23 protein-coding genes, 1 pseudogene and 2 riboswitches are annotated in these 25,219 nt (G+C 38.0%); of the genes and pseudogenes, 15 read left to right on the forward strand and 9 right to left on the reverse strand.

Annotation, left to right across the window (positions count from 1 at the left end; all coding sequences use genetic code 11):
- Positions 1–196 precede the first annotated feature (196 nt).
- Together ade and BG04_RS13370 are read right to left on the reverse strand one after the other, a co-directional pair.
- Complete coding sequence (gene ade, locus BG04_RS13365; protein WP_034654775.1) at positions 197–1,933, reverse strand: adenine deaminase; 1,737 nt, start codon at positions 1,931–1,933, stop codon at positions 197–199.
- Positions 1,934–2,016: 83 nt separating this feature from the next.
- A riboswitch (purine riboswitch) is annotated at positions 2,017–2,118 on the reverse strand.
- Between the two features lie 182 nt (positions 2,119–2,300).
- The gene (locus tag BG04_RS13370) at positions 2,301–2,528 is read right to left on the reverse strand and encodes a DUF1128 domain-containing protein (RefSeq protein ID WP_013055127.1); all 228 of its coding nucleotides are present in this window, start codon (positions 2,526–2,528) and stop codon (positions 2,301–2,303) included.
- A gap of 176 nt (positions 2,529–2,704) precedes the next feature.
- Here BG04_RS13370 and BG04_RS13375 point away from each other — a divergent pair, with 176 nt between their 5' ends.
- From BG04_RS13375 to BG04_RS13385, 3 genes are read left to right on the forward strand one after another with little or no spacing between them, the layout of a single operon-like run.
- Positions 2,705–3,178 (forward strand): low molecular weight protein-tyrosine-phosphatase, encoded by a 474-nt coding sequence (locus tag BG04_RS13375; protein ID WP_013055128.1) that lies wholly within the window; start codon positions 2,705–2,707, stop codon positions 3,176–3,178.
- 39 nt (positions 3,179–3,217) lie between these two features.
- On the forward strand, positions 3,218–3,556 hold the full coding sequence (locus BG04_RS13380; protein ID WP_034654776.1) for a hypothetical protein: 339 nt from the start codon (positions 3,218–3,220) through the stop codon (positions 3,554–3,556).
- 14 nt (positions 3,557–3,570) lie between these two features.
- On the forward strand, positions 3,571–4,410 hold the full coding sequence (locus BG04_RS13385; RefSeq protein WP_016762848.1) for a YihY/virulence factor BrkB family protein: 840 nt from the start codon (positions 3,571–3,573) through the stop codon (positions 4,408–4,410).
- A gap of 229 nt (positions 4,411–4,639) precedes the next feature.
- Here the strand turns inward: BG04_RS13385 and BG04_RS13390 are convergent, their stop codons facing one another.
- Both BG04_RS13390 and BG04_RS13395 read right to left on the reverse strand, forming a co-directional pair.
- The gene (locus BG04_RS13390; protein ID WP_034654778.1) at positions 4,640–6,559 is read right to left on the reverse strand and encodes a heavy metal translocating P-type ATPase; all 1,920 of its coding nucleotides are present in this window, start codon (positions 6,557–6,559) and stop codon (positions 4,640–4,642) included.
- Positions 6,560–6,783: 224 nt separating this feature from the next.
- Positions 6,784–6,933 (reverse strand): BH0509 family protein, encoded by a 150-nt coding sequence (locus tag BG04_RS13395; protein WP_013055132.1) that lies wholly within the window; start codon positions 6,931–6,933, stop codon positions 6,784–6,786.
- A gap of 208 nt (positions 6,934–7,141) precedes the next feature.
- Here BG04_RS13395 and BG04_RS13400 point away from each other — a divergent pair, with 208 nt between their 5' ends.
- Positions 7,142–7,459, forward strand: a complete 318-nt coding sequence (locus BG04_RS13400) for an ArsR/SmtB family transcription factor (RefSeq protein WP_013081523.1) — start codon at positions 7,142–7,144, stop codon at positions 7,457–7,459.
- A gap of 15 nt (positions 7,460–7,474) precedes the next feature.
- Complete coding sequence (locus BG04_RS13405; RefSeq protein WP_034654781.1) at positions 7,475–8,398, forward strand: cation diffusion facilitator family transporter; 924 nt, start codon at positions 7,475–7,477, stop codon at positions 8,396–8,398.
- A 15-nt stretch (positions 8,399–8,413) separates the two neighbouring features.
- Here the strand turns inward: BG04_RS13405 and BG04_RS13410 are convergent, their stop codons facing one another.
- The gene (locus tag BG04_RS13410; protein WP_034654783.1) at positions 8,414–9,598 is read right to left on the reverse strand and encodes an MFS transporter; all 1,185 of its coding nucleotides are present in this window, start codon (positions 9,596–9,598) and stop codon (positions 8,414–8,416) included.
- A 375-nt stretch (positions 9,599–9,973) separates the two neighbouring features.
- On the opposite strand from BG04_RS13410, the gene BG04_RS13415 reads away from it, so the two are divergent.
- Together BG04_RS13415 and BG04_RS13420 are read left to right on the forward strand one after the other, a co-directional pair.
- Complete coding sequence (locus BG04_RS13415; protein WP_034654785.1) at positions 9,974–10,462, forward strand: phenolic acid decarboxylase; 489 nt, start codon at positions 9,974–9,976, stop codon at positions 10,460–10,462.
- Positions 10,463–10,651: 189 nt separating this feature from the next.
- Complete coding sequence (locus BG04_RS13420; RefSeq protein ID WP_034654787.1) at positions 10,652–11,035, forward strand: OsmC family protein; 384 nt, start codon at positions 10,652–10,654, stop codon at positions 11,033–11,035.
- 145 nt (positions 11,036–11,180) lie between these two features.
- Here the strand turns inward: BG04_RS13420 and BG04_RS13425 are convergent.
- Positions 11,181–11,596, reverse strand: a pseudogene (locus tag BG04_RS13425) (pyridoxamine 5'-phosphate oxidase family protein).
- A 200-nt stretch (positions 11,597–11,796) separates the two neighbouring features.
- Between BG04_RS13425 and cax the strand changes: the two are divergent.
- Together cax and BG04_RS13435 are read left to right on the forward strand one after the other, a co-directional pair.
- Entirely contained in the window at positions 11,797–12,852 is a 1,056-nt protein-coding gene (gene cax / locus BG04_RS13430; protein ID WP_016762856.1) for a calcium/proton exchanger, read from the forward strand.
- Positions 12,853–13,030: 178 nt separating this feature from the next.
- Positions 13,031–13,831: a YfkD famly protein gene (locus BG04_RS13435; protein WP_034654789.1), complete on the forward strand. Its 801-nt coding sequence runs from the start codon at positions 13,031–13,033 to the stop codon at positions 13,829–13,831.
- A 36-nt stretch (positions 13,832–13,867) separates the two neighbouring features.
- On the opposite strand, the gene yfkAB is transcribed toward BG04_RS13435, so the two are convergent.
- Positions 13,868–14,986, reverse strand: a complete 1,119-nt coding sequence (gene yfkAB, locus BG04_RS13440; protein ID WP_034654790.1) for a radical SAM/CxCxxxxC motif protein YfkAB — start codon at positions 14,984–14,986, stop codon at positions 13,868–13,870.
- A gap of 203 nt (positions 14,987–15,189) precedes the next feature.
- On the opposite strand from yfkAB, the gene BG04_RS13445 reads away from it, so the two are divergent.
- The 6 genes from BG04_RS13445 to BG04_RS13470 all read left to right on the forward strand — a co-directional run bounded on the left by BG04_RS13445 (position 15,190) and on the right by BG04_RS13470 (position 23,850).
- Positions 15,190–15,375 carry an SE1561 family protein gene (locus BG04_RS13445; RefSeq protein WP_013081532.1) on the forward strand — a complete coding sequence of 62 codons (186 nt, stop codon included), beginning with the start codon at positions 15,190–15,192 and terminating at the stop codon, positions 15,373–15,375.
- A gap of 163 nt (positions 15,376–15,538) precedes the next feature.
- On the forward strand, positions 15,539–17,080 hold the full coding sequence (locus tag BG04_RS13450) for a fumarate hydratase (protein ID WP_016762857.1): 1,542 nt from the start codon (positions 15,539–15,541) through the stop codon (positions 17,078–17,080).
- A 94-nt stretch (positions 17,081–17,174) separates the two neighbouring features.
- Complete coding sequence (pdaA, locus tag BG04_RS13455; RefSeq protein WP_034654793.1) at positions 17,175–17,984, forward strand: delta-lactam-biosynthetic de-N-acetylase; 810 nt, start codon at positions 17,175–17,177, stop codon at positions 17,982–17,984.
- Between the two features lie 162 nt (positions 17,985–18,146).
- A complete protein-coding gene (gene rlmD, locus BG04_RS13460; RefSeq protein ID WP_034654795.1) occupies positions 18,147–19,532 on the forward strand; it encodes a 23S rRNA (uracil(1939)-C(5))-methyltransferase RlmD in 1,386 nt (461 codons plus the stop codon).
- Between the two features lie 251 nt (positions 19,533–19,783).
- Positions 19,784–19,864: riboswitch (glycine riboswitch) on the forward strand.
- A 159-nt stretch (positions 19,865–20,023) separates the two neighbouring features.
- On the forward strand, positions 20,024–21,376 hold the full coding sequence (locus BG04_RS13465) for an amino acid permease (RefSeq protein WP_034654797.1): 1,353 nt from the start codon (positions 20,024–20,026) through the stop codon (positions 21,374–21,376).
- 332 nt (positions 21,377–21,708) lie between these two features.
- Positions 21,709–23,850 carry a PAS domain-containing sensor histidine kinase gene (locus BG04_RS13470; RefSeq protein WP_034654799.1) on the forward strand — a complete coding sequence of 714 codons (2,142 nt, stop codon included), beginning with the start codon at positions 21,709–21,711 and terminating at the stop codon, positions 23,848–23,850.
- 426 nt (positions 23,851–24,276) lie between these two features.
- On the opposite strand, the gene BG04_RS29705 is transcribed toward BG04_RS13470, so the two are convergent.
- Both BG04_RS29705 and BG04_RS13475 read right to left on the reverse strand, forming a co-directional pair.
- Entirely contained in the window at positions 24,277–24,393 is a 117-nt protein-coding gene (locus tag BG04_RS29705) for a YfhE family protein (RefSeq protein ID WP_013055148.1), read from the reverse strand.
- Positions 24,394–24,494: 101 nt separating this feature from the next.
- Positions 24,495–25,055, reverse strand: coding sequence for a GNAT family N-acetyltransferase (locus tag BG04_RS13475; protein WP_013055149.1), 561 nt, complete (start codon positions 25,053–25,055; stop codon positions 24,495–24,497).
- Positions 25,056–25,219 lie beyond the last annotated feature (164 nt).

The following is a 25,219-nucleotide window of genomic DNA, read 5'->3' on the forward strand; positions in this document are numbered from 1 at the left end:
GCTGTCCAATTTGGGTATAGTAAAGTAAGAACACGTAAAGGAGTGCCTTAAATTGGGACGTATATTAAAAAAAATTCTAGTCGCTGTTTTTCCTATCCTTTTAAAAGAAGGATATCGTCATTATAAAAATCGTAAAACTCGAACTGCGCCGTCTAAAGGATATAAATAAAAAGGACTCGAAAGAGTCCTTTTTATTTTATGCTTGAACGGTGATATGCTTAAATTCTTTTACGTTAAATAATCCTTTGTCGGTTAATTTTAGACATGGGATAACAGGCAAGCTTAAGAAAGATAATGTCAGCAGCGGGTTGAATTTCTGTGAAATATCAAGCTCATGAAGAGCCCCGTGAAGCTGCTTAAGTAAGCTGTTTACTTCATTGTAAGGGTGAGGTGACATTAATCCTCCAATGGAAAGAGGGAGGGAGCCAATCACTTCATTGCCTTTTACAATAACAATACCTCCGCCAATTTCTTCAATTGCCGCAATTGCTTTTGCTAAATCTTCATCATTTGTTCCTACGGCTACGATATTATGTGAATCATGAGCAATCGTGGTAGCAATCGCTCCGTCTTTTAACTGAAAACCTTTTACAATCCCAAGACCAATATTCCCTGTTAGATGATGACGCTCAACAACAGCCATTTTCAGCTGATCGTTTTCTACAGAAGACTGAAATTCGTTTTGCTTCACTTGAACTTCTTCTACAATATGATTTGTAATCAGGCTGTTTGGATTAATTTCAATAATATTAGCGTGATTGTGCTGAAGTGGTATCGTAAGGTTTTTAATGGAAAAATTTTTGAGATGAACAGAATTCATTAGTTCTGTTGGAAGATCAATTTGTTCTTCTTGAACAGAAAGCATCTCTCCATTTTCAGCAATAAGCTCTCCGTTTTGATAGACATGTGCTGCAGATATATCGGTTAAGTCGTCTAATAGAATAAAATCCGCTTTGTAACCAGGAGCAACCGCACCTCTATCTTTTAACCCGTAGCATTCAGCGGCATTTAACGAAGCCATTTGAATCGCAATTAACGGATCCAGCCCGAGTTCAATAGCAAAACGAACATTGTAATCAATAGAACCTTCCGTTAATAAATCATCTAGGTGTTTGTCATCGGTACAGAATAAAAATCTGCGCGCGTTGCGTTCATTTACAGCAGGTAATAGTTGTTTCAAATCTTTAGCGACAGAACCTTGGCGGATCAGAACATACATCCCGCGCTGAATACGCTCAATTGCTTCTTCTGCTGTTACGCATTCATGATCTGTTGAAATGTCAGCGGTACGATAAATATTAACGCCCGTAGCATCTAGCCCCGAGCCGTGCCCATCAATTACGCCGTTTACATCGTTAGCTGCTTGTAATTTATCGAGCATATCGTCATCGCCATCTCGCACAGCAGGGAAATCCATCACTTCTGCTAATCCAAGCACGCGAGGGTGAGAGAAAAATGGCGCTAAGTCAGTTGCTTTTAAGACGGCTCCAGAGCTTTCAAAAGGAGTTGCTGGCACGCTTGAAGGTAAGTTCACAAATACGTCTAAAGGAATGGAATCCGAGTTTTGAAGCATAAACTCAATGCCAGATTTCCCTGACACATTCGCAATTTCATGAGGGTCCGTTACGACAGTTGTCACGCCTCTAGGTACAAGAAGTTTTGAGAACTCTTTAGGTGTAACCATTGATGATTCAATGTGAACGTGTCCATCAATGAATGTAGGAGAAATGTATTTTCCTTTTGCATCCACGACGTTATTCCCATCGTATTGACCTATTCCAACAATCACTCCATCAGCAATCGCAATATCGGCTTCAATGATGGAAAGCGTAAAGACATCGATAATTTTCCCGTTTTTCACTACAAGATCTGCAGGTATTTTTTTATTGGCAACAGCAAGCTGTTTTTTTAAGGTTGTTTTTGTATTTGACATGAATGTGACTCCTCTCATTGTATAACTGAATAACAATGAAGGACTATGTAAGGGAGAACATAAAGAAGAATAAAAATGCAGTATGAATGATGTTCAACCCTCGTAGTCCAACTATTTACGGTAGTTCGGTAGAAACTCTTGGACCCTATTTCCAAGACTATACGAGCTTTAGGTATTTCGGTACATTCTATAGACAAATAATAAAAACGTCAATTCCTAATAAAAAAGAAAGATTTTTGGGAATATTTCATCTATGTGTATGTAAACGATTTAACTCTTATTTGCTCGCTAAAAGGCGCAGCATTCATGTATAGAAAAAAATGTAGAAAAAACCGTCAATGGCTATTAGTCATTGACGGAGTTGTCATTAAGCTTGTTTACGCAGTGTACCTAATTCTTCCGCGATCGCTTGCATTTCACTTGGGCTAAAAGAATCTTTTCTCATTACCATATCGTATAAGTACTTTAAGTCTTCATACATTTCTTCGTCAAAAGCTTCAGCTTTAATTGCTCCGATATTTAGCATGCGCAGTTTTTCACTAATGCTATCGACCATATGTTTAATATTCTCTGGAGATTTTACTGATAAATCCACTTTGTTCATCCTTCCAGTTGCGTTTTTTTTATTGTAACATGTTTTTATCGTGTGAACACTTTTATGTCAGGTTCTTATCCACAGAAGAGTGAAAACGATATAAATAAAAGAAAACTATTTTTTAGTTTAAAAATGATTGTATATAATGTTTGTAATAAGGGAAAGGAGTCGAGACTATGATTAACGTATTATTCGTTTGTTTGGGAAATATTTGTCGTTCACCCATGGCAGAAGCGGTCTTTAAAGATATGGTGAAGAAAAAAGGGCTAGAAGGACAAATTCACGTAGATTCTGCAGGCACAGGAGGCTGGCACAAAGGCAATCCTCCTCATGAAGGAACGCAATCTATTTTAACGAAAAACAACATTGATTTTAAAGGGCAAACAGCAAGACAAGTGATTCAAGAGGATGTAGCTAAATTCCATTATATTATTGGAATGGATGTCGAAAATGTAGGAAACCTGAGAAGGATGGCTGGACATACTAAAACAGGTTATATTGCAAGGCTTTTGGATTTTGTGCCCGATTTACATATTGAAGATGTGCCTGATCCTTATTTCACGGGAAATTTTGACGAAGTATATGACTTAGTTCAAGAAGGATGCAAGGCTCTTTTAGACGAAATTATAGAGAAGCATTTTTCGGAATAAGCGATACTTGAAAAATAAAAAACGGAGGAGAAACGACAAATGGGTAAACGAAATAAGCTAGTAGAAGGTATTGTCATTGGAGCAATTATAGGAGGAGCTGTTTCTTTATTTGATAAAGAAACAAGAAACTCCGTCATTCAAGGAAGTAAAAAACTGAAAGACAAAACAACAACTCTTATTCAGCACCCTGAACTTGTAACGGATACTGTCAAAGAGAAATATGAAACCATCCGTACGACCATCGAGCAAGTTTCTGAAGATGTATCATTTGTAGCAGGAAAAGTAGAAAAGTTAAAAGAAACAACACCTCAGGTGATGGAAATTGTAAACGATACAAAAGAAGCATTTGTGGAGAAGTATGGTGATGAACAAAAATAAATAAGGAGGCACATATGGCTGGAATGTACATAAATAACATCGTAAGGTTTGGCAAAGAACTGATGGGCCGCATTCATCGAGATGAGCTGCCCAGTTTATCAGCTGAATTGGCTTATTATCTGCTGCTCTCGCTATTTCCTTTTTTAATTTTCTTAATTACGCTGATTGGATTTTTGCCATTAGAATCAACAGACCTGCTTGACCTGGTCGAAAATGTAGCGCCACAGCAAACGCTGCACATGATTGAAAGCAACGTTTCCCATATCATTGGTTCTCATAATGAAAAGCTATTATCCTTTGGTATCATTGCCACGATGTGGTCTGCTTCAAATGGAATTAATGCGATCGTAAGAGCATTTAACCGAGCATATCACGTACAAGAAAATCGGCCTTTTTTAGTGGCGAGAGGTATGGCAGTTCTCCTTACTTTTGCGATGATATTTGTTATTATTGTAGCGCTTTTACTTCCTGTTTTCGGTCATATGATAGGCCTTTATTTATCGTCTACGTTTGGGTTTTCAGAAACTTTTCTCGCTTTATGGTCTGCTTCCCGCTGGATTATCAGCGGCCTCATTTTATTTACTGTTTTTACGGGGTTATATTACTTTGCTCCTAATAAAAAACTGCTGATTCGAAATGTTGTAAAAGGAGCGGCTTTTGCTACGATCGGATGGACAGTGGTATCGATGCTGTTTGCATATTACGTAAATCATTTCAATAACTATACAGCTACATATGGAAGCTTGGGCGGAATTATTATCCTGCTTATTTGGCTGTACCTATCGGGGATGATTATCGTTATTGGAGGAGAAATTAACGCTATTTTCTACGACCGTCGAGTCAAATCTTCATAGTCATAAATTGGGATGAAATCATTCGCAAGATATGAGCATACTAACAAAGTGAAAGGGAGGTTTTACATCATGACAAAGCATACAAAAAAAGACGGAAGCAATACAAAGCAAAATAAAAAGAGCCAGCCAAAGCATAAAACAAGCAACAGCCAAAATGGACAAAACGGTTACCATTAAGGCATTGATTTCCATAATAAAAAGCCTAACAAATACGTTAGGCTTTTTTGCGTTAAGATTTTAGCAAGCGAAGGCCGTTTAAGATAACTAAAATGGTGCTTCCTTCGTGACCTATAACACCAAATGGCATATCAAGCACTTGGAAAAAATTCGAACAAATTAATAAAAAGATGACGGCAATAGAAAAAATAACGTTTTGTTTCACAATTGAGTTCATTCGTCTGGAAAGAGCTACTGCATCCGAAATTTTTGATAGATCATTTTTCATTAAAACGATATCGGCTGTTTCAAGTGCCACATCCGTTCCTTCTCCCATGGCTACTCCAACGTTAGCAGTAGCAAGAGCAGGGGCATCGTTAATGCCATCTCCCACCATTGAAACGGTAGGGAATTTTTCTTTTAACGCTTTAATTTTATCTACTTTCGCTTCAGGCAAACATTCTGCAATGTATTCATCGACTGCACACTCTTTTGAAATAGCTTCGGCTGTTTTTTCGCTGTCTCCTGTAATCATGACGGTATGAATGCCCTGCTCTTTAAGAGATTTAACAGCGTCTACAGCTTCTGTTCGTACAACGTCTTTTAGCGCAAGCAATCCCACAATACCATGCTGGTCTTTTGCGTACACAATCGTTTTTCCTTCACTGGCAAGCGTAGATGAAATCCCATTTTCAAATTCAGCTGCATCTTCTTTACCTACAAAATCTGCTTTTCCTATTTTCCACGTATCTCCTTGAAGAGACCCAATGACACCGTATCCGGGAACGTCTTCAAGCGAATCTGGCTGAACAAGCGTCAATTCCTGCTTATTTTTCACAAAGTCAACAATAGATTGAGCAAGCGGATGATTGGACTGACGTTCAATTGATGCGATTTTAACAAGAAATTCCTGTTCGTTTATATCAGAACGGACAATGACATTTGTTACTTCTGGCTTTCCTTTTGTTAACGTTCCTGTTTTATCAAAAGCAATTGCGCTTAAATGGCTTAACCTTTCCAAATGCACGCCGCCTTTGAACAAAATTCCTTTTTTTGCTCCGTTTGAAATAGCAGATAGCGAAGCAGGGGTGATAGATGCAACCAGAGCGCAAGGAGACGCTACAACTAAGAGAATCATTGCACGGTAAAATGTCTCGGTCCAGCTCCATCCAAGCACATAGTGTGGGAGAAATAGCATAACTGCCACAACCGATAGAACAATTTTTACGTATGTGCCTTCAAATCGTTCAATAAACAATTGAGAAGGCGACTTTTCACTTTGAGCCGTTTGAACAAGTTGAATGATCTTTTGAAACAGCGTCTCAGCACTTGGCTTTGTCATTTTAATGGTAATGGCGCCTTTCACATTCACCGTGCCCGCGAATACTTCATCATCGAGCTGTTTTAATACAGGAACAGATTCCCCTGTAATAGCAGCCTGATCAATCGTCGTTTGACCTGAGACAACAATACCATCGGATGGCACTCGTTCACCCGGCTTAACTAACAGCAAGTCACCGATTTGTAAATCCGAAATGGATACAATTTCTTCTTGATCTCCAATCAGACGCATTGCTTCTTGCGGCTGTAAATTCATCAAGGCGCTAATTTCTCGGTTGCTTTTATTCATGGTGTACGTTTCTAATGCACCGCTTAATGCAAAAATGAAAATAAGCATAGCACCTTCTGTCCAGTAGCCAATTACAGCCGCTCCAATGGCTGCAATAATCATTAACATTTCGACATTCAATTCTTTATTTTCAATCGTTTCTTCAATGCCTTCTTTTGCTTTAGCAAATCCGCCTATCACGTAAGCTAATACAAAGAGCGTAATAGATACAACAGTATCCTGCTGTTTTGACAGCAGCCAGCCGGCTAAAATCAGCACTCCGCTCAACAGTGCAGCAATGAGTTCACCATGTGTTTTTAATACGTTGACAGCAGAAGATGTTTGAGGCGTTTGTTCTTGTTTTTTAGGTAACGCATTTTCCATACAAATCCTCCTTGAACGATAATTGAGAAGAATAATCACAATCATTACCCCTAAAAAAACACGAAAGCTGCCATCTCAGCGATAGCAGCACATTTTTTCAGTTCTTCTCTTTTAAATTGGGATATTTAGTATAGTATAGCACGGAACAAGCAAGGAGGTAACGACTAACGCCTAAAAAATAAAAACAGAATGCAGCTGGACGTCTGCATTCTGTAAAAAACGTACTACATATCTAAATGTTCTTCATAATATTTATAAGCGGAAGTGTAAATGTGCTCGATATCGGCATCCGTCATGTACATTAAGGTTTCACGGTCAATCCCCTTCATTGTTTCAATAAATGTAATCATGTTTTTGCGTTCTTGTCTGCTCATTTATTATTCTCCTCTCCATCTGTTTTAATACAGTTTATTATATTTAATTGTATTATATAACAGAAAAAGTATTTTGTGTGGATTTTTTTTAAAAATAGGCAAAAAAATTTAGAAAGACGTAAATAATTGACTATATAGAAAAAGGTGTTTTATAATTTGTATATGAACATATGCTCATATACTTGCATATAATGAACGGAGAGATGGTATGAAAAAAGATGAACATTCGTTTTTATCGCCTCAAACAGTAGAAGAAGCGTCAAGAATACTAAAAGCTATTTCAGATCCTACGAGAATGAAAATTCTTTATTTGCTATTTCAAGAAGAGTGTTCAGTCGGTCATATGGTTGAAGTGCTTGGTGTTTCACAATCAGCTATTTCACATCAGTTAACTCACTTGCGTCATTTACGTTTAGTAAAATATCGCCGTGAAGGCAATACGTATTTCTATACGTACGATGATGAACACGTGGTTGGAATACTGCATCAAGTAATTCAGCACGTAGAATGCGCACATAATGAATAAAAGGAGGGGCTTTGCATGAGTCATGATCATCACCACCATCATGGTCACCATCACCATTTTGATACACAGCGTGAAGGCAACAAAAAAGGTCTGTTAATTGCACTCATTATCACCGCGGGTATTATGGTTCTTGAGTTTGTTGGAGGGCTTTTTACAAATAGTTTAGCGTTATTATCCGATAGCGGACACATGCTTTCTGATACAAGCTCACTTGCTCTTAGCCTTGTAGCGATATGGTTTGCTAACCGAGCTGCATCGGCTAAAAAAACGTACGGTTACTATCGTTTTGAAATATTAGCGGCTCTTTTTAACGGAGTGGCACTGTTTGTAATAGCAGGATTTATCATCTATGAAGCCTATCAGCGCGTATTAGAGCCGCAGTCTGTAGCAAGCGGCAGCATGATGCTGATTGCTACTGTTGGTTTACTCGCTAATTTAATCAGCGCATGGTCACTTATGAGACAAGGCGATGTAAAAGGAAATGTAAATTTACGCAGCGCTTACTTACACGTATTGGGAGATGCTTTAGGATCTATTGGAGCTATTGTAGCAGGACTTCTTATGATGATGTTTGGATGGTATATTGCTGATCCTATTATTTCTGTAGTTGTGTCTGTATTAATTTTAAAAAGCGCTTGGGGCGTGCTTGCTCATAGCGTTCATATTTTGATGGAAGGCTCTCCTGAAGGGGTAGATCACAGTGAAATAAAAAACCTTCTTAAAAACATTGAAGGAGTCAAAGATGTGCATGATTTACACATTTGGACGATTACTTCAGGACTGGACTCATTGAGCTGTCATATGCGCGTAGAAGATGAAAAAGATTGTCAGCAAATTTTGCAAAAAGCCATCGATTTAGTACATGATCACTGCGGCATTAATCATACCACGATACAAATTGAAAAATCAGCTCTTCAGCATCGAACGCTAAAAGTTTAAAGAACGAGCGAGAACCTATAGGTTCTCGCTCGTTTTTTGTTGCAGAGGCACCTTTTGTCCGAATACAAAAAGAATAATAAAAATAAAGCCAAACATCCCGCTAATAATATTAAAAAAGCTGATATGGTGAAAGAACTGAATAAAAGTACCGCCTATGTAAGGGCCGGCAAGGCTTCCGATACTAAAAGCAATGCCGCATAGTAAATTACCTGTAGGCAGTAGACGAGCAGGAATCAAATCCGTCATATAGCTGATTCCTAAACTAAACGTCGAGCCTACAACCATGCCAGCTATAAATAAACAAGCTACTAATGGAATAGCGGTCTCTTCCAAGAGGCTTGCTGTAAAAAACGTAACGGCTCCAATGGATAAAATCCATCCTAATACTAATTTCCGTCCAAATTTATCGCTCAGTATTCCGAGAGGAAGCTGAAATACAATAGCTCCAACTGCAAAGGAAGTCAGCAGCAGTGAAATAAACTCTACTTGCAAACCAATTCGTAAGCCATATACAGGAAAGCTTCCGTTCAGTGATGATTCTAAAAATCCATATCCAAAAGGAGGCAAAAAAGCAATCCAAGCATACTTAGCCGCCTTAGAAAATCGCTTAGCCGTTTCTTTTAATGAATTAACCTCCACTTCCTGTAGGGGGAATTCATTTTTTATCAAAAATAAAAACACCCATGTTATGAGGCAAAGAGCTGAAGAAATCATAAAAGGAAGCGCTTGATTAATTTCAATTAACGGCGTCATTAAAGGGCCAACAGCAAAACCAATACCGAAAAAAAGCCCGTACAATGAAATGTTTCGACCTCGTTTATCAGCAGGTGAAGACGATGTAATCCACGTTTGAGTACCAAAGTGCAGCGCGTGATCTCCTATTCCAATAAATAAACGGAGCACAAACCAAAAAACAACAGATTTCCAGAGGGGAAACAAAGCTAAAGATACAATAACTAAAAGTCCCCCTGCTGCGATAATTGGTTTATATCCGTATCTGCGAAGCGGCCCTTCCATGAAAGGAGAAATAAATAAAATACCTAGATACAATCCAGTTGCGTTTAATCCGTTTATAGTAGAAGAAAGACCATCTTTCTCAAAAATAATAGCAATTAAAGGAAGCAGCATACCTTGGCTGAATCCAGAAATGGCGACAAGGCTAACTAAAATCCAGAAACGTTGTTTATGAGTAGCACTCATAGCATTCAACCTCTTTTTATCTATATTTTGTCAATCCAACTGTTTAATCGTACAAGGAAAACGCTTTATTGACAAGGATGTAGACGTGCTGTGCTGTTAATTTGACATCTTTTTATAAGGAAAGTAGAATAAAACATGTAAATAGTTACATGTTTTAATTTACAAGTGAAAGGTGATCGCTAGAATACAAACAGTGCTTAGGAAAATAGCGACATTCACAATCAATGTCGGTACAACAAGTGTCATTAGTCATACAGGAAGTGCAAAATATAAACGCTTACACAACTGCGTTTTTCTAGGCATTGCTGTGAGACACTTAGATCGCGTTGTGTCAGACATATACGAAGTGTTATAAATCAAAGGAGCGATATAAAAATGAAAAAATTTATTGGGAATCATATGATTTACACATACGAAAACGGATGGGAATATGAAATTTATATCAAAAACGAAAATACAATCGATTACCGTATTCATAGCGGAATGGTGGCAGGACGATGGGTTCGCGACCAGAAAGTAGATATTGTGAAATTAACGGAAGGTGTATATAAAGTATCGTGGACTGAACCGACTGGAACAGATGTATCTTTGAACTTTATGCCTGATGAAAAACGGATGCACGGCATTATCTTCTTCCCAAAATGGGTACATGAACATCCTGAAATTACCGTGTGCTATCAAAATGACCATCTTGATTTAATGCATGAATCCCGTGAAAAATACGAAACATATCCTAAATACGTTGTACCCGAATTTGCTGACATTACATTTATCAAAAATGTCGGAGCGAACAATGAGAAAGTTATCGCTCAAGCGCCTTATGAAGGAATGACAAATGATATTCGCGCCGGAAAATTAATTTAACACAGAGTCATAAAAAAGATTGAGACAAAAGTATTATAGCTGAAGGAAGATCCGAACGATGAATCGAGATTCTTGATGGAGAATCAAATTCGTTCGGATCTTTTTATGGTGACGGTGTAACAAGTATCCGTATTGAGAGTAGTTGGTTATATAAAAAGCGGTTTATAATGAAGTAAAGGAGTGAAGGAAATGGAATTTAACATGAAAAAAGAGGCGGGATTTACAACAAATCTTCCTTATGGAGAGCTACATATCGCCGGAGATGAAGAGTATGGCTTTCGTCCGTATCAGCTAATGGTATCGTCCATTGCTGTTTGCAGCGGAGGCGTGTTAAGAAAGATTCTAGAGAAAAAAAGAATTGCTTTTTCTGATTTACGCATCCAAGCTGGTGTGACGCGGAATGATGAAAAAGCGGGGCGAATCGAAAAAATTCATTTGCACTATATCATTACAGGAGAAGAGCTTCCATTAGACAAAATTGAAAAATCAATTGAGCTAGCACGAAAAAATTGTTCGATGCTACAGTCGGTTATTGACAGTATTGAAGTGACAGATACCTTCGAAATTAAATGAGGTTGGGACAAAAGTATTTTAGCTGAAGAAGATCCGAACGATGAATCAAACTCGTTCGGATTTTTTATGGTGTTATTACAAGCGGTGCAGCGCTTTGCACCCATTTGTTCGTCTTTAGATGAATGGACTTAGCTACGCCTCAATCTCATATTTCCTTCGGTTTGCTGCCGGCTTTATCAAAATAGCGCATGCGTTCAGGAGTCAGCTGAAGAAGCAAATAATTTGGGTCATCTGGACTTTTAATCCACTCTTTTAACTTTTTATTCCAAAATTTCTTTTTTAACTCTTCGTTTGTTTCTACATTTACTTTGGCTTCTACCTCTACATACGGATCACTCCAACCTTGCCCATCATAGCCTAACAAAATATGAACATAAGGGTTTTTTTCTAGTTCTTCGACTTTATGGGTATCTTTATTGGTGGCGGTGTAGAGCACAAGATCTTCATGAAAAACATCATAAAGCGTGAATAAGGATTTCCATCTTGAATTGTAGCTAATGTTCCAATTGTATAGTCATCCAGTACGGATAAAATTTGATTTTTCACATCATTATTGCTCATTTTTTCACTCCTTATTATATCTTTTCACCCTTGGTAGTTTGGCTGATTTTTAACTATCTTAAACAAAAATCAATTAAGGGTTTATCATTTATAAAAATAGGTTAAAAATACTAACATTGACGGTGAGTCTATACAAATTCCATTAATTTGATATGATTGATTTTGTTGTCAAAAAATGAATAAGGTGGGTGTACATATCGATGATCAATCGGATTTTTCTTATAGCGGTTATTCTTGGGGTGCCGCTATCTGTTATTGGGCACATGATGCACTGGTCAGATGTTCTTATGTTTATTATTTACTGTTTAACAATCATTGCCCTCGCAGCTTTTATGGGGAGAGCAACAGAGAGCTTAGCTGTTGTAGCTGGTCCTCGAATAGGCGGTCTATTAAACGCTACGTTTGGTAACGCTGTAGAATTAATTATTTCTATTTTTGCTCTAAAAGAAGGCCTTACAGCGGTGGTGCTTGCATCGTTAACGGGTTCTGTATTAGGAAATCTTCTTCTTGTAGGCGGTCTTTCATTCTTCATTGGAGGATTAAAATTTAAGCGTCAAGAATTTAATGTCTATGATGCAAGACATAATTCTGGATTATTGATCTTTGCCGTTATCGTTGCGTTTGTTATTCCTGAAGTGTTTGCTAGCGAAATGGACGAAGCGAAGACCATGTCCCTGAGTGTCGGAATCTCCATTATTCTCATCATCTTGTACTTAGCGGCGTTATTTTTTAAGCTGGTAACGCACCGAGGGGTGTATCAGCATAAAAGTGAAGAAGTGGAAGAACATGAGGAGCCAGAATGGTCAATGTGGAAAGCGATTACTGTTCTCTTTTTGTCTACGTTAGCTGTAGCTTACGTATCCGAAAGCTTGGTTAGTACAATCGAAATTGTATCGGAAAGTTTTGGGTGGAGTGAGCTGTTCATCGGGGTCATCATCGTAGCGATTGTTGGAAACGCAGCAGAACACGCTTCGGCTATTATTATGGCCGTTAAAAACCGCATGGGTGTAGCGGTTGAAATTGCTGTGGGATCCACTTTACAAGTAGCGATGTTTGTAGCACCAATATTAGTGTTAGTTTCGCTGATGTTCGAAAACCAAATGTCTCTTGTCTTTACTTGGCCTGAGTTGATTGCGATGGTAACGGCCGTATTTTTAACTATTGCTATTTCTAATGACGGAGATACAAACTGGTTCGAAGGTGCAACTCTTTTAGGTGCTTATATTATTATGGGAATTGGTTTTTATCTTATTTAAAAAAGAAGAGGCTGAGACAAACATGTTTTAGTTGAAGGAAGAATCCGAACGATTCATCGTTCGGATTCTTTTTGTGTAAGTGAATAGAAGAATTTCCCTTTTGGTATTCAGGATAAAACAGGAGATGTTTGAAAAAACTATGGTTGCATTCATTAACGATGTTGAAAGGAGTTTCTAGATGTTACGTAAATTGCTTTTATTTGTGTTTACCATCATTATTTCATTTTCATGTTCAACGAAGATCGCCATTGCGAAAACAGCTCAGCCGACCATCAACGTGCCTTCTTCAGCTTTAAATATTTCAAAAGAAAATACGTATCCAAATGCTAGTCAAGATACGCCATATTTGCAGCCAAGTGAGTTTACAAAAGAGCTCATTGAAACATCAAATGTAAAAATTGAAAACCCTGATTTAATTCGTATATTAAATGAATCAAACATTTCTAAAACTCCATGGGCAATTGGTTTTAGAGCAACCGTCTTTTTAGGACAGTGGCCATTAAATTACGAATCAACAGAAACAAACGTTAACTGGCAACACCAGCGAATCAATACAAATCATTATGATAACAGAGCAGGAAAAACTCAGTACAAAATGATGTACAGTCAGGAAAATCAAAGTCATGTAAAAGGCGGATTAACAGCAAAAGTGCCTCAGCCTGAGCATGTTAAACAAATGATGCTAATTGAAGCAGCTAAAAAAACAAAGCTCACTTTATCATTTCAAACGTTTGTAGGTGCCGGAACGAAAAAAGACCAGGTCTATAACGTAGCTCCTAAAAAAGTAGGTTATCTGTATGCGTATACGCCTGCTGTAAGTGAAAAGGGAAAAGTAACATATGGAGAAGTGTATGTTACAGTAAAAGGCAGCAAGCGCTCAATTGTGGTGAGAAATGTAACGTCTCAAGGAATTGGAGCATGGATTCCAGTACAAGATTATGTTTCCTTAAGCTTTGGAGCTTATGACCAGCCGAGATAACAAAAAAGAGATTCCATTGTGGGAATCTCTTTTTTGTTATTTTGTAATGCTCGCTTGGAGTTTGCTAAAATCAGTATCTTGATAATAGCTGTTTTTCACCAAAATATTAGGTCCTAAACAAGACACTGCTGAACAATGACAGCTAAGTTCTTTAGAAATCGTGCTTTGCTGCCACATATCAAAAGCGTCTGTAAGCTTTGTATCTTGAATGTTGCCAAGAGGAGGCGTATCACCAAAATCCGTTACGATAATATCTCCGTCGAAAATATTTACATTTAGGCGAGAGCGCCCGTCTGGATCGTTTCGAACGGTTACATTTTTACTGCTAAACAAACGCTGTAAAAGCGATAAGTCTTCCTCATTATTACTGCATGCATAAAACGGTAACGTACCGAATAGCATCCACACATTTTCATCTCGAATATCAAGAAGGTGATGAATAGCTTTACGCATTTCAGGAAGAGATAATGTTTCTAGAGTGCTAGCAAAGTCACTTGGATACATAGGGTGTACTTCGTGACGCTGACAAAGCATTTCATCAACAATTTGACGATGAATCTTTTCCATGTGAGGAAGCGTACGTTTGTTTAACATCGTTTCAGCTGATACGGTTACACCCGCTTTTACAAGCGCGCGGCTGTTTTCAATCATACGATCGAAATATTTGGCGCGCTGCTCATAAGTAGGCTTTCGCTCCATCATTGCAAAGCCAGCTTCCACAAAATCGTCCATCGTTCCCCAGTTGTGAGAAATATGTAAAACATCTAAATAAGGAATGATTTGTTCGTAACGAGCAAGATCTAATGTTAAATTTGAATTAATCTGTGTACGGACACCTCGTTCATGTGCATACTTTAATAAAGGCACCACATAATTTTTCACAGAAGATAGAGACATCATCGGCTCTCCGCCCGTAATGCTTAACGCTCGAAGAGTTGGAATTTCATCGAGACGTTTTAAAATTAAATCAAGCGGCAGTGCGTTTGGGTCTTTTGGCTGCAGCGTATATCCAACTGCACAGTGCTCACATCGCATATTACAAAGCGTCGTTGTGGTGAATTCAACGTTTGTAAGCGTCGGTTTGCCATATTGTTTCATATCTAAATACGCTTCCCACGGATCGAACTCCGCGGTAATTCGTTGTAAAGTGGCCATAAAAAAACTCCTTTTATTTTTCCGTAAAGTGAAATGATGATGAAAACATCTCACGGTCCGTCCTGCTAGACTAAATTATACGTCTCATTCAAAACGGACACCAGTGACTATTATGGATTTTATTGCTTTTAGTTGTCAAATATGAAAGTATTCGTTAGGATATAAGGAAATACGATTGAAAAGCTATATCAGGAGGGTTTAAAATGGGAAACGCCGTTCGAGATAAAGATTCACAAGTACGTTATTTAAAAGATCGTTTAAATATGTTTGTACACGTATTAGACTCTATGGAGCCTGAAAACACAGACCTAGAAGACATTGACCGTTTGATCACGATGATTGATGACCTTGAAGCAAAATGTGAGCAGTTTAAAAAAGATAAAGAATGAACAAAGAAAAAAGCGCTAGAAAAACTAGCGCTTTTTTGCTTGAAGTGGAAATCCTCCTATAAAGGTCTTTCGAAACAATTTTTGAAGGAGTATAATAAATTTTGAAAGTTGTACGACAGATAGATAAATACATACATTAGCGGGATATGGGAGGAATTAAGTGATGATTGAAGCTTTAAAACAAAGCATGTACGATTTAATTGTTGAAACATCTACAAAATTGCCAAAAGACGTTCGACGTGCTATCGCAAAGGCAAAAGCGCGTGAAAATGCAGGAACGCGTGCAGCAATGTCTTTAGCGACCATTACCAATAATATTAAGATGGCGGATGATAATTTATCGCCAATTTGTCAAGATACAGGTATGCCAACATTTAAAATTAAAACCCCCGTAGGAGTGAATCAGCTTCAAATTAAAGAAGCGATTTATTGGGCAATTGAAGAAGCAACAAAGCACGGAAAGCTTCGCCCTAACTCCGTAGATTCGTTAACGGGAGAAAACAGCGGTAATAATTTAGGCGGAGGCACGCCGGTTATTAAGTTTGAACAGTGGGAAAATGACTATATTGATGCGCGTCTTATTTTAAAAGGCGGCGGCTGTGAAAATAAAAACATTCAGTATAGCCTGCCTTGTGAAGTAGAAGGGTTAGGTCGAGCTGGCCGCGATTTAGACGGCATTCGTAAATGTGTGATGCACTCAGTATACCAAGCGCAAGGTCAAGGCTGTAGCGCCGGCGTCATTGGTGTTGGAATCGGTGGCGACCGTACAACAGGCTATGAATTAGCAAAAGAGCAGCTGTTCCGAAACTTAGATGACGAAAATCCAAATGCTCAGCTGAAAGAATTAGAAGAGTATGTAATGGAAAATGCTAATAAGTTAGGAATCGGTACGATGGGTTTTGGTGGAGAAACGACATTACTTGGCTGTAAAGTCGGCGTAATCAATCGTATTCCTGCTAGCTTCTATGTGTCAGTTGCGTATAATTGCTGGGCTTACCGCCGCTTAGGTATTAAAATCAACGCCGATACAGGAAGTGTTCAAGAGTGGCTGTATCAAGAAGGCGAAGAAGTAGATTTTAATAAAAATGCAGGCGCCGAAGAGAAGCAAAATGCGGATGAAACAAAAGAAGTTGTATTACAAGCACCTATTACAGAAGAGCAAATTCGTGAATTAAAAGTTGGTGACGTGGTGCGCATCAACGGTATGATGTATACAGGACGCGACGCTATCCATAAACATTTAACAGATCACGATGCACCAATTGATTTAAATGGACAAATCATTTATCACTGTGGTCCGGTTATGTTAAAGGACGAAGACGAAAAATGGCACGTAACCGCTGCAGGACCAACAACAAGTATTCGTGAAGAACCTTACCAAGGGGATATTATGAAGAAATTTGGTATCCGCGCGGTTATCGGTAAAGGCGGTATGGGTCCTAAAACGCTTGCTGCTCTTCAAGAGCACGGCGGCGTGTACTTAAATGCTATCGGCGGAGCTGCACAGTACTATGCTGATTGTATCAAGAGTGTAGAAGGCGTTGATTTGATGCAGTTTGGTATTCCTGAAGCAATGTGGCATTTAAAAGTAGAAGGCTTTACAGCTGTAGTGACGATGGATTCACATGGAAACAGCTTGCATGCAGATGTAGACAAGTCTTCATTTGAAAAGCTTGAGCAATTTAAAGAGCCGGTATTTAAATAAACATACATTCAAAGCGTATGGTAAAAAGTAACGTTCATGAACGAGAAAATTGAGTGGATACTAAGCGTAAAATGACTTCCGAAAGGAGCTTCTTATGCGCCGGTTCACCTTTTTTCTCGTTTTTTTATTCGTGATGTCAACAGGCATAGCATCTGTTGAAGCACAAATGTATCCAAACACTCCGATCAGCTGGGGATTTCAAAAAAGTAAAAATCACAAGCCCGCATCCGCAGGTACAGCTTATGAACAAATTCTTGCTAAGTATGATGCTTTTTACCTCGGAGATACAAATAAAAAAAATATTTACTTAACGTTTGATAATGGTTATGAAAATGGTTATACACCGCAGGTATTAGACGTGCTCAAAAAAAGAAAGGTTCCTGCCACATTCTTTGTAACAGGACACTATTTAAAAGAAGAGCCTAAGCTTATTAAGCGAATGGTAAAAGAAGGGCATATTGTCGGGAATCATTCATGGCATCACCCTGACTTAACTCAAGTGGATGACGCACGTTTTAAAGAGGAATTGCAAAAAGTAAAAGATGAATACAAGAATATTACGGGTCGTGATGAAATGAAATACCTTCGCTCACCTAGAGGGGTATTTAGTGAACGAACGCTAGCTCTTTCAAAGCAAGAGGGCTATACGAATGTATTTTGGTCACTTGCATTTGTTGACTGGAAAGTGAATGAACAAAAAGGCTGGCGCTACTCATACGACAATATGATGGCTCAAATACATCCAGGTGCGATCATGCTTTTGCATACCGTTTCAAAGGATAACGCAGATGCGTTAGATCAAGCCATTGTGGATTTAAAAAAGCAGGGCTATACGTTTAAAAGCATTGATGATTTAATGAACGAACGCAAACAAATGAAGAAAAGTCCTTCTAAAACGAAATAAAGATAAAAACCGATGGGAATGTTTCTCCTGTCGGTTTTTTGCTGTTGAAGTGTTATAATATGCGTTGATGTCTTTTTTAAAGCAATACGGTCTAATAGGTTTTAAGCAGATAAAGACCGTTAATAACTATATAAAGAATTTAAACTAATCGGAGTTGGTCTCATGAATAAACCAAAAACTGAAATGAAAGTTCAAAAAGGACAAACGTTTCCGTTGACTATAAAAAGACTCGGTATTAATGGAGAAGGCGTAGGATATTTTAAGCGCCAAGTCGTCTTCGTGCCGGGAGCATTGCCGAATGAAGAAGTGGTTGTAGAAGCAACAAATGTTCAGCAAAAGTTTGCCGAAGGAAAAATTAAGCGAATTCGCAAAAAATCTCCTCACCGCGTAGAAGCACCCTGTCCTATTTACGACCAGTGCGGAGGCTGTCAGCTTCAGCACTTATCCTATGAAGGTCAGCTAGAATCTAAGCGCGATATTGTTCTGCAAGCGTTCGAACGTCACAGTTCATTAAAAAAAGTAGAGGAAAAAACACGCCAAACAATTGGCATGGAAGATCCTTGGGGCTATCGTAATAAATCACAGTTCCAAGTAGGTGTGGATAAACAAAAAGTTATCGCTGGTTTGTACGGACTGAATTCTCATCGACTGATTGACATTGAAAACTGTCCGATTCAGCATGGAGCCACAAATCACGTGACAAAAGAAATAAAACGAATTTTACAAGATCTTCAAATTCCTATCTACAATGAGCGCAAACGCCGTGGTATTGTACGTACCATCGTATCTCGAGTAGGATTTGAAACGGGTGAAGTGCAAGTTGTCTTGATTACGGCCAAACAAGAAATTCCGAAAAAAGAGCTTGTGATCAAAGAAATTAAGCGCCGTCTACCGGAAGTGAAATCGCTCGTACAAAACGTAAACGGTCAAAAAACATCGCTTATCTTTGGAGACGAAACGTTTACGCTATCTGGAAAATCGGTGATTCAAGAAACGTTAGGCGATATTTCATTCGAACTTTCAGCGCGTGCATTTTTCCAGTTGAATCCTCTTCAAACAGTGAAGCTGTATGACGAGGTGAAAAAAGCAGCTGCGCTAACAGGCAGTGAAAAAATTGTAGATGCTTACTGCGGAGTAGGGACAATTGGCTTATGGCTTGCTAAAGATGCCAAAGAAATTCGCGGAATGGATACGATTGAAGAATCCATTGTAGATGCGCGAAAAAATGCCAAAGATCATGGATTTGAACACGCCACATATGTGACGGGTCCAGCTGAAAAGTGGATGCCGCAGTGGGTAAAAGAAGGCTGGAAGCCAGACGTTATCGTTGTTGACCCGCCGCGAACAGGCTGTGATGATAAGCTTCTAAAAACAATTTTACAAGTAAAGCCAAAGAAAGTGGTTTACGTATCTTGTAATCCATCCACATTAGCCAAAGATGTGCAGCAGCTGTCGAAGGCTTATTATGTGGATTACATTCAGCCTGTGGATATGTTCCCTCATACGGCGCATGTGGAGAATGTGGTAAGTTTGACGTTAAAGAAATAAATAGATGAAGAGTAAAGGGCAGATTTGATTCTGCTCTTTTTTGTTTGTAATAGGGTGATCTTTGTCACAAGTAAAGAAACAAGATTTTTATGTAGTGTCTTCTTTTAAAGAAGGTAAATAAATGAAAATTATTTTTCCTGTTGACAAAGCATCCAACTGGTATTAGAATAAACAACTATTCGACAGTCATTCTATTGATTGAAAAATTGAATACGTAGAAAGCTATGATTGCTATGGATCACACTATAGCAGGAGCAGCTTCTGGAGAGATCGCGATAGTTTCGCGACGCCGAAGGGTTCACAATCTCAGGCAAAAGGACAGAAGAGTACCGGATATTTATTTGGCATGTTACTAATTGGTAGTATGTACCATAATATTTGTTATTCTTATGACCATGAGATTGGAGCGCATCCAATCTCTTTTTTTATTGGGCTTTATTTTGTAGTCTGCACGATCGTATCAAAGGTTTTATTGTTAGGAGGAGTTAGAGTTGGAACAACGAGAATTAAAGAGGGATTTATCCAATCGTCATGTTCAGCTAATCGCGATTGGAGGAACCATTGGGACAGGATTATTTTTAGGTTCTGGTAAAGCAATACAGCTTGCAGGTCCCTCTATCATCTTTGCTTATTTAATTGTGGGTATTGCGCTTTTCTTTGTGATGAGAGCGCTAGGAGAACTACTGCTGTCTAAAGCAGGTTATCAATCGTTAACAGATATTGCTGAAGAGTATCTTGGACCGTGGGCGTCGTTTGTAACGGGATGGACGTACTGGTTTTGCTGGATTATGACAGCTATGGCTGATGTGATTGCAGTTGGCGTATATGTGAAATATTGGTTCAATATTCCTCAGTGGATTCCCGCACTTATTTGTGTAATCATTTTATTAGGTCTTAACTTATTAACCGTAAAATTATTTGGAGAATTAGAGTTTTGGTTTGCTTTAATAAAGGTTATTACGATTCTTGCATTAATTATTATTGGCGTTATTTTGCTGGTAATGGGATTTAAAACAGACGCGGGATCCGTTACTGTTCAAAACCTTTGGAATCACGGAGGGCTATTTCCAAATGGGGTTTCAGGTTTCTTACTTTCATTCCAAATGGTTATATTCGCATACGTTGGGGTTGAATTGGTAGGGGTATCGGCAGCAGAAACATCAAACCCCAAAAAAAATATTCCATCGGCCATTAATAAAATTCCGCTGCGAATCTTATTTTTCTATGTTGGAGCGCTTATCGTTCTGTTGTTTATTAACCCGTGGATGGAATTAAATGCAGCAGAAAGCCCATTTGTTAAAACCTTTAGTTTAGTCGGAATTCCGCTTGCTGCTGGAATTATTAATTTTGTTGTACTAACTTCAGCCGCTTCTGCCTGTAATAGCGGAATGTTTTCAACAAGCCGTATCTTATATAATTTAAGTAAAAATGACCAAGGGCCATCTAAGTTTGCAAAACTGAACAAAAACCACGTACCAAGCAACGGATTGTTTGTATCTACGCTGGTTATCTCAGCGGGAGCTCTTTTAAGCAAACTTATACCAGACCAAGCTTTCGGCATTGTCACGACCATTAGCGCTATTTGTTTTATTTGGGTGTGGAGTATCATTCTCATTTGCCATCTAAGGTATAAAAAGACGCGTCCGCAGCTGCATGCAACATCAGCATTCAAAGCACCGTTAACACCATTCATAAACTATATTGTGTTAGCTTTGTTTGCGGTGATTCTTGTTATTATGCTGTTTTCTGACGCGACGCGCCCAGCCTTATTGTTGACGCCCGTTTGGTTTATTCTCTTATTTATTTTTTACTGGACTAGAAGGAAAAAGAAAATAAATCTTTAAAGGCTAGAAAATCAGCAGGGAACAAACATAATTTTTTATAAAAGAATATAGTAAATTTCTGACCTCATCACTCTGTGATGAGGTCTTTTTAGTGGAGGATAAATAATTGATTTCTACTGCATGAATAAAATGCAGGAAGCAAAGTTTATAGAAGAAAACTAAAAATTTGTTCTAACAGAAAACACAGTGAGAAAGCTCGTAGTTTTCTGATAGGAATGTAGAACAAATTGCTTTTCTTCTGTGTCTAAAGATGGAATTCCGTCATTTATATGGAAAAGTTTTCATTTTGCAGTACAATGGAGGTAGACTTCATTAGATTAAGGTGAACAAACATGAAATGGTTTAAATCTCATACGTTTTGGAAAATCTTCACGATTAATGTGCTTCTTATTTGTACCGTACTGACGCTAATGTTTATTGTTTCAAGAGTGATGCTGCCTAATATTTCTCAAGATCAATATCGGCAGGTAACTGATAAAACCGTCAAGAGAATGAAAGAGCAAATTAACGTCGTCATTAAAGATATTTGGAGCCTAGGCGACGAGGTACAGCAAGATCCTATTTTTTTATCGGATGATGAACAAGAAATAGACAAAGAATTGCAGAAAATAGTTAATATTTCACCGTATATCGATAGCGGAACCATTTTTAACGTAAAAGGGTATGTTGAGCATTATTACCCGAACGATTTAAAGAATATGAAACATGTGAACTTAAGTAAAAGAAAATATTTTCAAGAAGCGCTGCGAACCAAAAAAATATATTTAAGCGATGTCGTTTCAGCAGATACAAAGCACTACATTGTGGTGATGGCGATTCCTATTTTGGATGGGCAGCAAAATGTAAAAAAGGTCGTAAATTTAGCGCTGCGAATTGAAGAAAATAAAAGTTTTCAATCCATCTTTCAAACGTTCGATATAGGAGAGAACGGCTATACATTTATTGTAGACCGCAATGGTAGAATTATTTCCCACCCAGAGAAACAGAGAATCGGTGAAAATGCTAAGAAAAACGAAATCGTTCAGAAAACGATGAATCATAAATCAGGATATCAGCGCGTGGTGAACACCGAAGGTAAGTATTTCTTTGCGTCTTTCGAATATATTCCTGTTTTAGATTGGGGAATTGTCGCTGAATTACCCGTTGAAGACATTTACAGGCCTTATAAAATGTTTGAAAAAACGCTTTGGATCGTTTCAGGTGTTACGATTTTACTGCTTTCTTTTTTTACTGCGTTATATGCAAGGCAAATTGTGAATCCAATTCATAAACTATATGAATTGGCGGGACAAGTAGCGCGCGGGAATTTTAATCAAAAAATTCCGGAACGAGAAATTGAGCGGGGCGAAATCGGTATTTTATCTAAACAGTTTAATGAAATGATTAGCTATATACGCCATTCTAAAGCGAATTTACAGCAAAAAGAAAATCAGCTAGAGGAACAAAAAACGTTTTTAAGACAAGTTATTGACATTAATCCAAGCTATATTTATGCTATCAATCAAAAAAGGGAATTCATTCTCGTCAATGAATCTTTTGCGATGCTCTTAGGTGAAAAATCTGATGACTTAATTGGACAATCAATTGATAAATATCAGTTCAACCTTCAATCAGATCTTTTATATAAAGGAGCGTTTTCAAACTGTACCCAAAAAGGGACGGTATTAGAAGAACAGTTTAAAGATTCAAAAGGAAACCGGCGCTGGGTCGAAACAGCAAAACTTCCTATTATGAATGAAAAACAGGAAGTGATTCAAATGCTGTGCGTATCGACAGATATTACGGAGCGTAAAAAGGCAGAAGAGAAGCTTAGAACTTCTGAGAAGCTTGCCGTTGTAGGAGAACTTGCAGCTGGAGTTGCCCACGAGATCAAAAATCCTTTGACGTCTTTAAAAGGTTTTGTTCACTTATTAAAAGAACAAAATCCCAAAGATGCTTTGTATATAGATATCATGGAAACTGAATTAGAACGAATGAATGGAATCGTAGAAGAATTTTTGATGTTGGGAAAACCTCAGGTTATGAATGTTGAACCCTTGAATATGCAAGCGCTTGTTCAAGAAGTGTGCTTGCTTCTTGAACCTGAAGCAGTAGAAAAAAAGGTAGCTTTCATATTTGAAAGGGACGACCAGTTACCACAGGTATATGGAGATAAAAATCAGTTAAAACAAGTATTTATTAATATTATTAAAAACTCTATCGAAGCAATGCCGGAAGGAGGAGGGATTCATATTACTATTAAAGCAAAAGAAAACCACCTTTGGCTGCAGCTTGCTGATGAAGGGCAAGGTATTCCTCCTGAACGGTTAATGAAGATAGGTGAGCCTTTTTATAGTACAAAAGAAAAAGGTACAGGTTTAGGGCTGATGGTCAGCTACCGGATTATTAAAGCTCACCGTGCGCAGATGACATTTTCTAGTCAGTTAAATCAAGGAACAAGTGTGGATATATTGTTTCCAATAATAAAAAGGTAGGGGAAGTTTCCCCTACCTTTTTATTATTATACTTATAATATATCGAAAGCCTTGATGGTATTAAAATAAATGAAAGTACTAAAGAAGATATCCACAGGTTAACAAGAAGTTAACTGCTGAATTATATAGGATATTCACAATTTTATCCACACTATTCACATTTTTTCAGAAAATTTACATAAAAATTACCCACTGTCATTTCAAGTTATGAAAGCGGTAATATGCATATTCAATAAAGTTATGCACATTATCCACATAATTGTGGGTAAACTTTGTGGATATAGTAGAGTGGTAAAAAAACTTCAATAACATCTATAAAATCTTCGTATTATTATGTCTACATAATATAAAAACGTCCTTCCGATACAAACTGTACAGAAAGGACGTTAAGATGATCAAGCGTTGGATAGAGATGTTTTGCCTCACTTATTTTTTCGTGTAGCCGCCTGCACGGTCTGCTTTTTTAAACTCACGGCCGTAATAGATTTCTTGAGCGCTACTTAACGTATTTTTTGCGTTTTCTTTTCGTTTTTTTTCAGACATAAAAAAACCTCCAATTAACGTTTTTCGATCATGTTACTTATTTTTTCCAGAATCTCTCGTTTTTAATCATAAAAAAAGCTCTCCGTTACACGGAGAGACTCTTACGCTTCTTTAAGCTGGTGATCTTCTTGAACGTCTTGTTCGTGACGCAAGTAGTATAATGTATACAAGTCTTTTGGAATTTCGTATAAATCATATACGTCTTCATGTTGATTAATTTCATCGTATAAAGCTTTGTGTGTTTCATTTGCAAGTACTGCATAAGGCAGTTTTTCTGCAGCCTTAATAGACCTGATATTGATTTTACGAATTCGCATAAAAATTCGCTCTATATTTAACTCAAAGAACAGTTCATTAAAGAACGCTTCTTTTGCAATTTGATTATATCCTTTTCCATGAAACGGTTTGCCAAGCCAAGTGCCTAAAAAACCAGCTTGGTCCTGTACATCAAATAAATTAATGGTGCCGATAGGGTTACCCCATTCGTCTAAAATCGTGCGAGAAATAATTTCTCCATGATCTTCTGCTTCCATCGTTTGTTTAGTCACAAATAAAAATTCTTCATAGGAATGGGCTTTATGACGAACAAAAGGGAAGACATCAGGATGTACCATGAGTTCGTATAGAGATTGACAGTCATTTAGGTCACGTTTTTTTAACATAACTTTTCCCTCCTGATCGAGGGTATATACAGACTCCAATCAAGTCCCCACCCTCGAAATTTTTTAATAATTAAAAAAATTTCGGGGTGGGAATCGAACCCACTAGAACCAGTTACCTGGTGGCGCACCATTTGCCTTCCCATTACAAGTCAACAAACATAAAA

This window comes from Priestia megaterium NBRC 15308 = ATCC 14581, from assembly GCF_000832985.1.
In the GTDB taxonomy this organism is placed as follows: domain Bacteria; phylum Bacillota; class Bacilli; order Bacillales; family Bacillaceae_H; genus Priestia; species Priestia megaterium.

What these genes read in the sequence shown, in the direction of transcription:
- BG04_RS13400 (WP_013081523.1), top strand. Translation starts at nt 7,142, where the DNA reads ATGAAAAAAGATGAACATTCGTTTTTATCGCCTCAAACAGTAGAAGAA.
- BG04_RS29705 (WP_013055148.1), bottom strand. Translation starts at nt 24,393, where the DNA reads ATGTCTGAAAAAAAACGAAAAGAAAACGCAAAAAATACGTTAAGTAGC.
- BG04_RS13435 (WP_034654789.1), top strand. Translation starts at nt 13,031, where the DNA reads ATGTTACGTAAATTGCTTTTATTTGTGTTTACCATCATTATTTCATTT.
- rlmD (WP_034654795.1), top strand. Translation starts at nt 18,147, where the DNA reads ATGAATAAACCAAAAACTGAAATGAAAGTTCAAAAAGGACAAACGTTT.
- BG04_RS13405 (WP_034654781.1), top strand. Translation starts at nt 7,475, where the DNA reads ATGAGTCATGATCATCACCACCATCATGGTCACCATCACCATTTTGAT.
- BG04_RS13470 (WP_034654799.1), top strand. Translation starts at nt 21,709, where the DNA reads ATGAAATGGTTTAAATCTCATACGTTTTGGAAAATCTTCACGATTAAT.
- BG04_RS13385 (WP_016762848.1), top strand. Translation starts at nt 3,571, where the DNA reads ATGGCTGGAATGTACATAAATAACATCGTAAGGTTTGGCAAAGAACTG.
- BG04_RS13375 (WP_013055128.1), top strand. Translation starts at nt 2,705, where the DNA reads ATGATTAACGTATTATTCGTTTGTTTGGGAAATATTTGTCGTTCACCC.
- pdaA (WP_034654793.1), top strand. Translation starts at nt 17,175, where the DNA reads ATGCGCCGGTTCACCTTTTTTCTCGTTTTTTTATTCGTGATGTCAACA.
- cax (WP_016762856.1), top strand. Translation starts at nt 11,797, where the DNA reads ATGATCAATCGGATTTTTCTTATAGCGGTTATTCTTGGGGTGCCGCTA.
- BG04_RS13450 (WP_016762857.1), top strand. Translation starts at nt 15,539, where the DNA reads ATGATTGAAGCTTTAAAACAAAGCATGTACGATTTAATTGTTGAAACA.
- ade (WP_034654775.1), bottom strand. Translation starts at nt 1,933, where the DNA reads ATGTCAAATACAAAAACAACCTTAAAAAAACAGCTTGCTGTTGCCAAT.
- BG04_RS13475 (WP_013055149.1), bottom strand. Translation starts at nt 25,055, where the DNA reads ATGTTAAAAAAACGTGACCTAAATGACTGTCAATCTCTATACGAACTC.
- BG04_RS13420 (WP_034654787.1), top strand. Translation starts at nt 10,652, where the DNA reads ATGGAATTTAACATGAAAAAAGAGGCGGGATTTACAACAAATCTTCCT.
- BG04_RS13445 (WP_013081532.1), top strand. Translation starts at nt 15,190, where the DNA reads ATGGGAAACGCCGTTCGAGATAAAGATTCACAAGTACGTTATTTAAAA.
- BG04_RS13415 (WP_034654785.1), top strand. Translation starts at nt 9,974, where the DNA reads ATGAAAAAATTTATTGGGAATCATATGATTTACACATACGAAAACGGA.
- BG04_RS13390 (WP_034654778.1), bottom strand. Translation starts at nt 6,559, where the DNA reads ATGGAAAATGCGTTACCTAAAAAACAAGAACAAACGCCTCAAACATCT.
- BG04_RS13395 (WP_013055132.1), bottom strand. Translation starts at nt 6,933, where the DNA reads ATGAGCAGACAAGAACGCAAAAACATGATTACATTTATTGAAACAATG.
- BG04_RS13380 (WP_034654776.1), top strand. Translation starts at nt 3,218, where the DNA reads ATGGGTAAACGAAATAAGCTAGTAGAAGGTATTGTCATTGGAGCAATT.
- BG04_RS13410 (WP_034654783.1), bottom strand. Translation starts at nt 9,598, where the DNA reads ATGAGTGCTACTCATAAACAACGTTTCTGGATTTTAGTTAGCCTTGTC.
- yfkAB (WP_034654790.1), bottom strand. Translation starts at nt 14,986, where the DNA reads ATGGCCACTTTACAACGAATTACCGCGGAGTTCGATCCGTGGGAAGCG.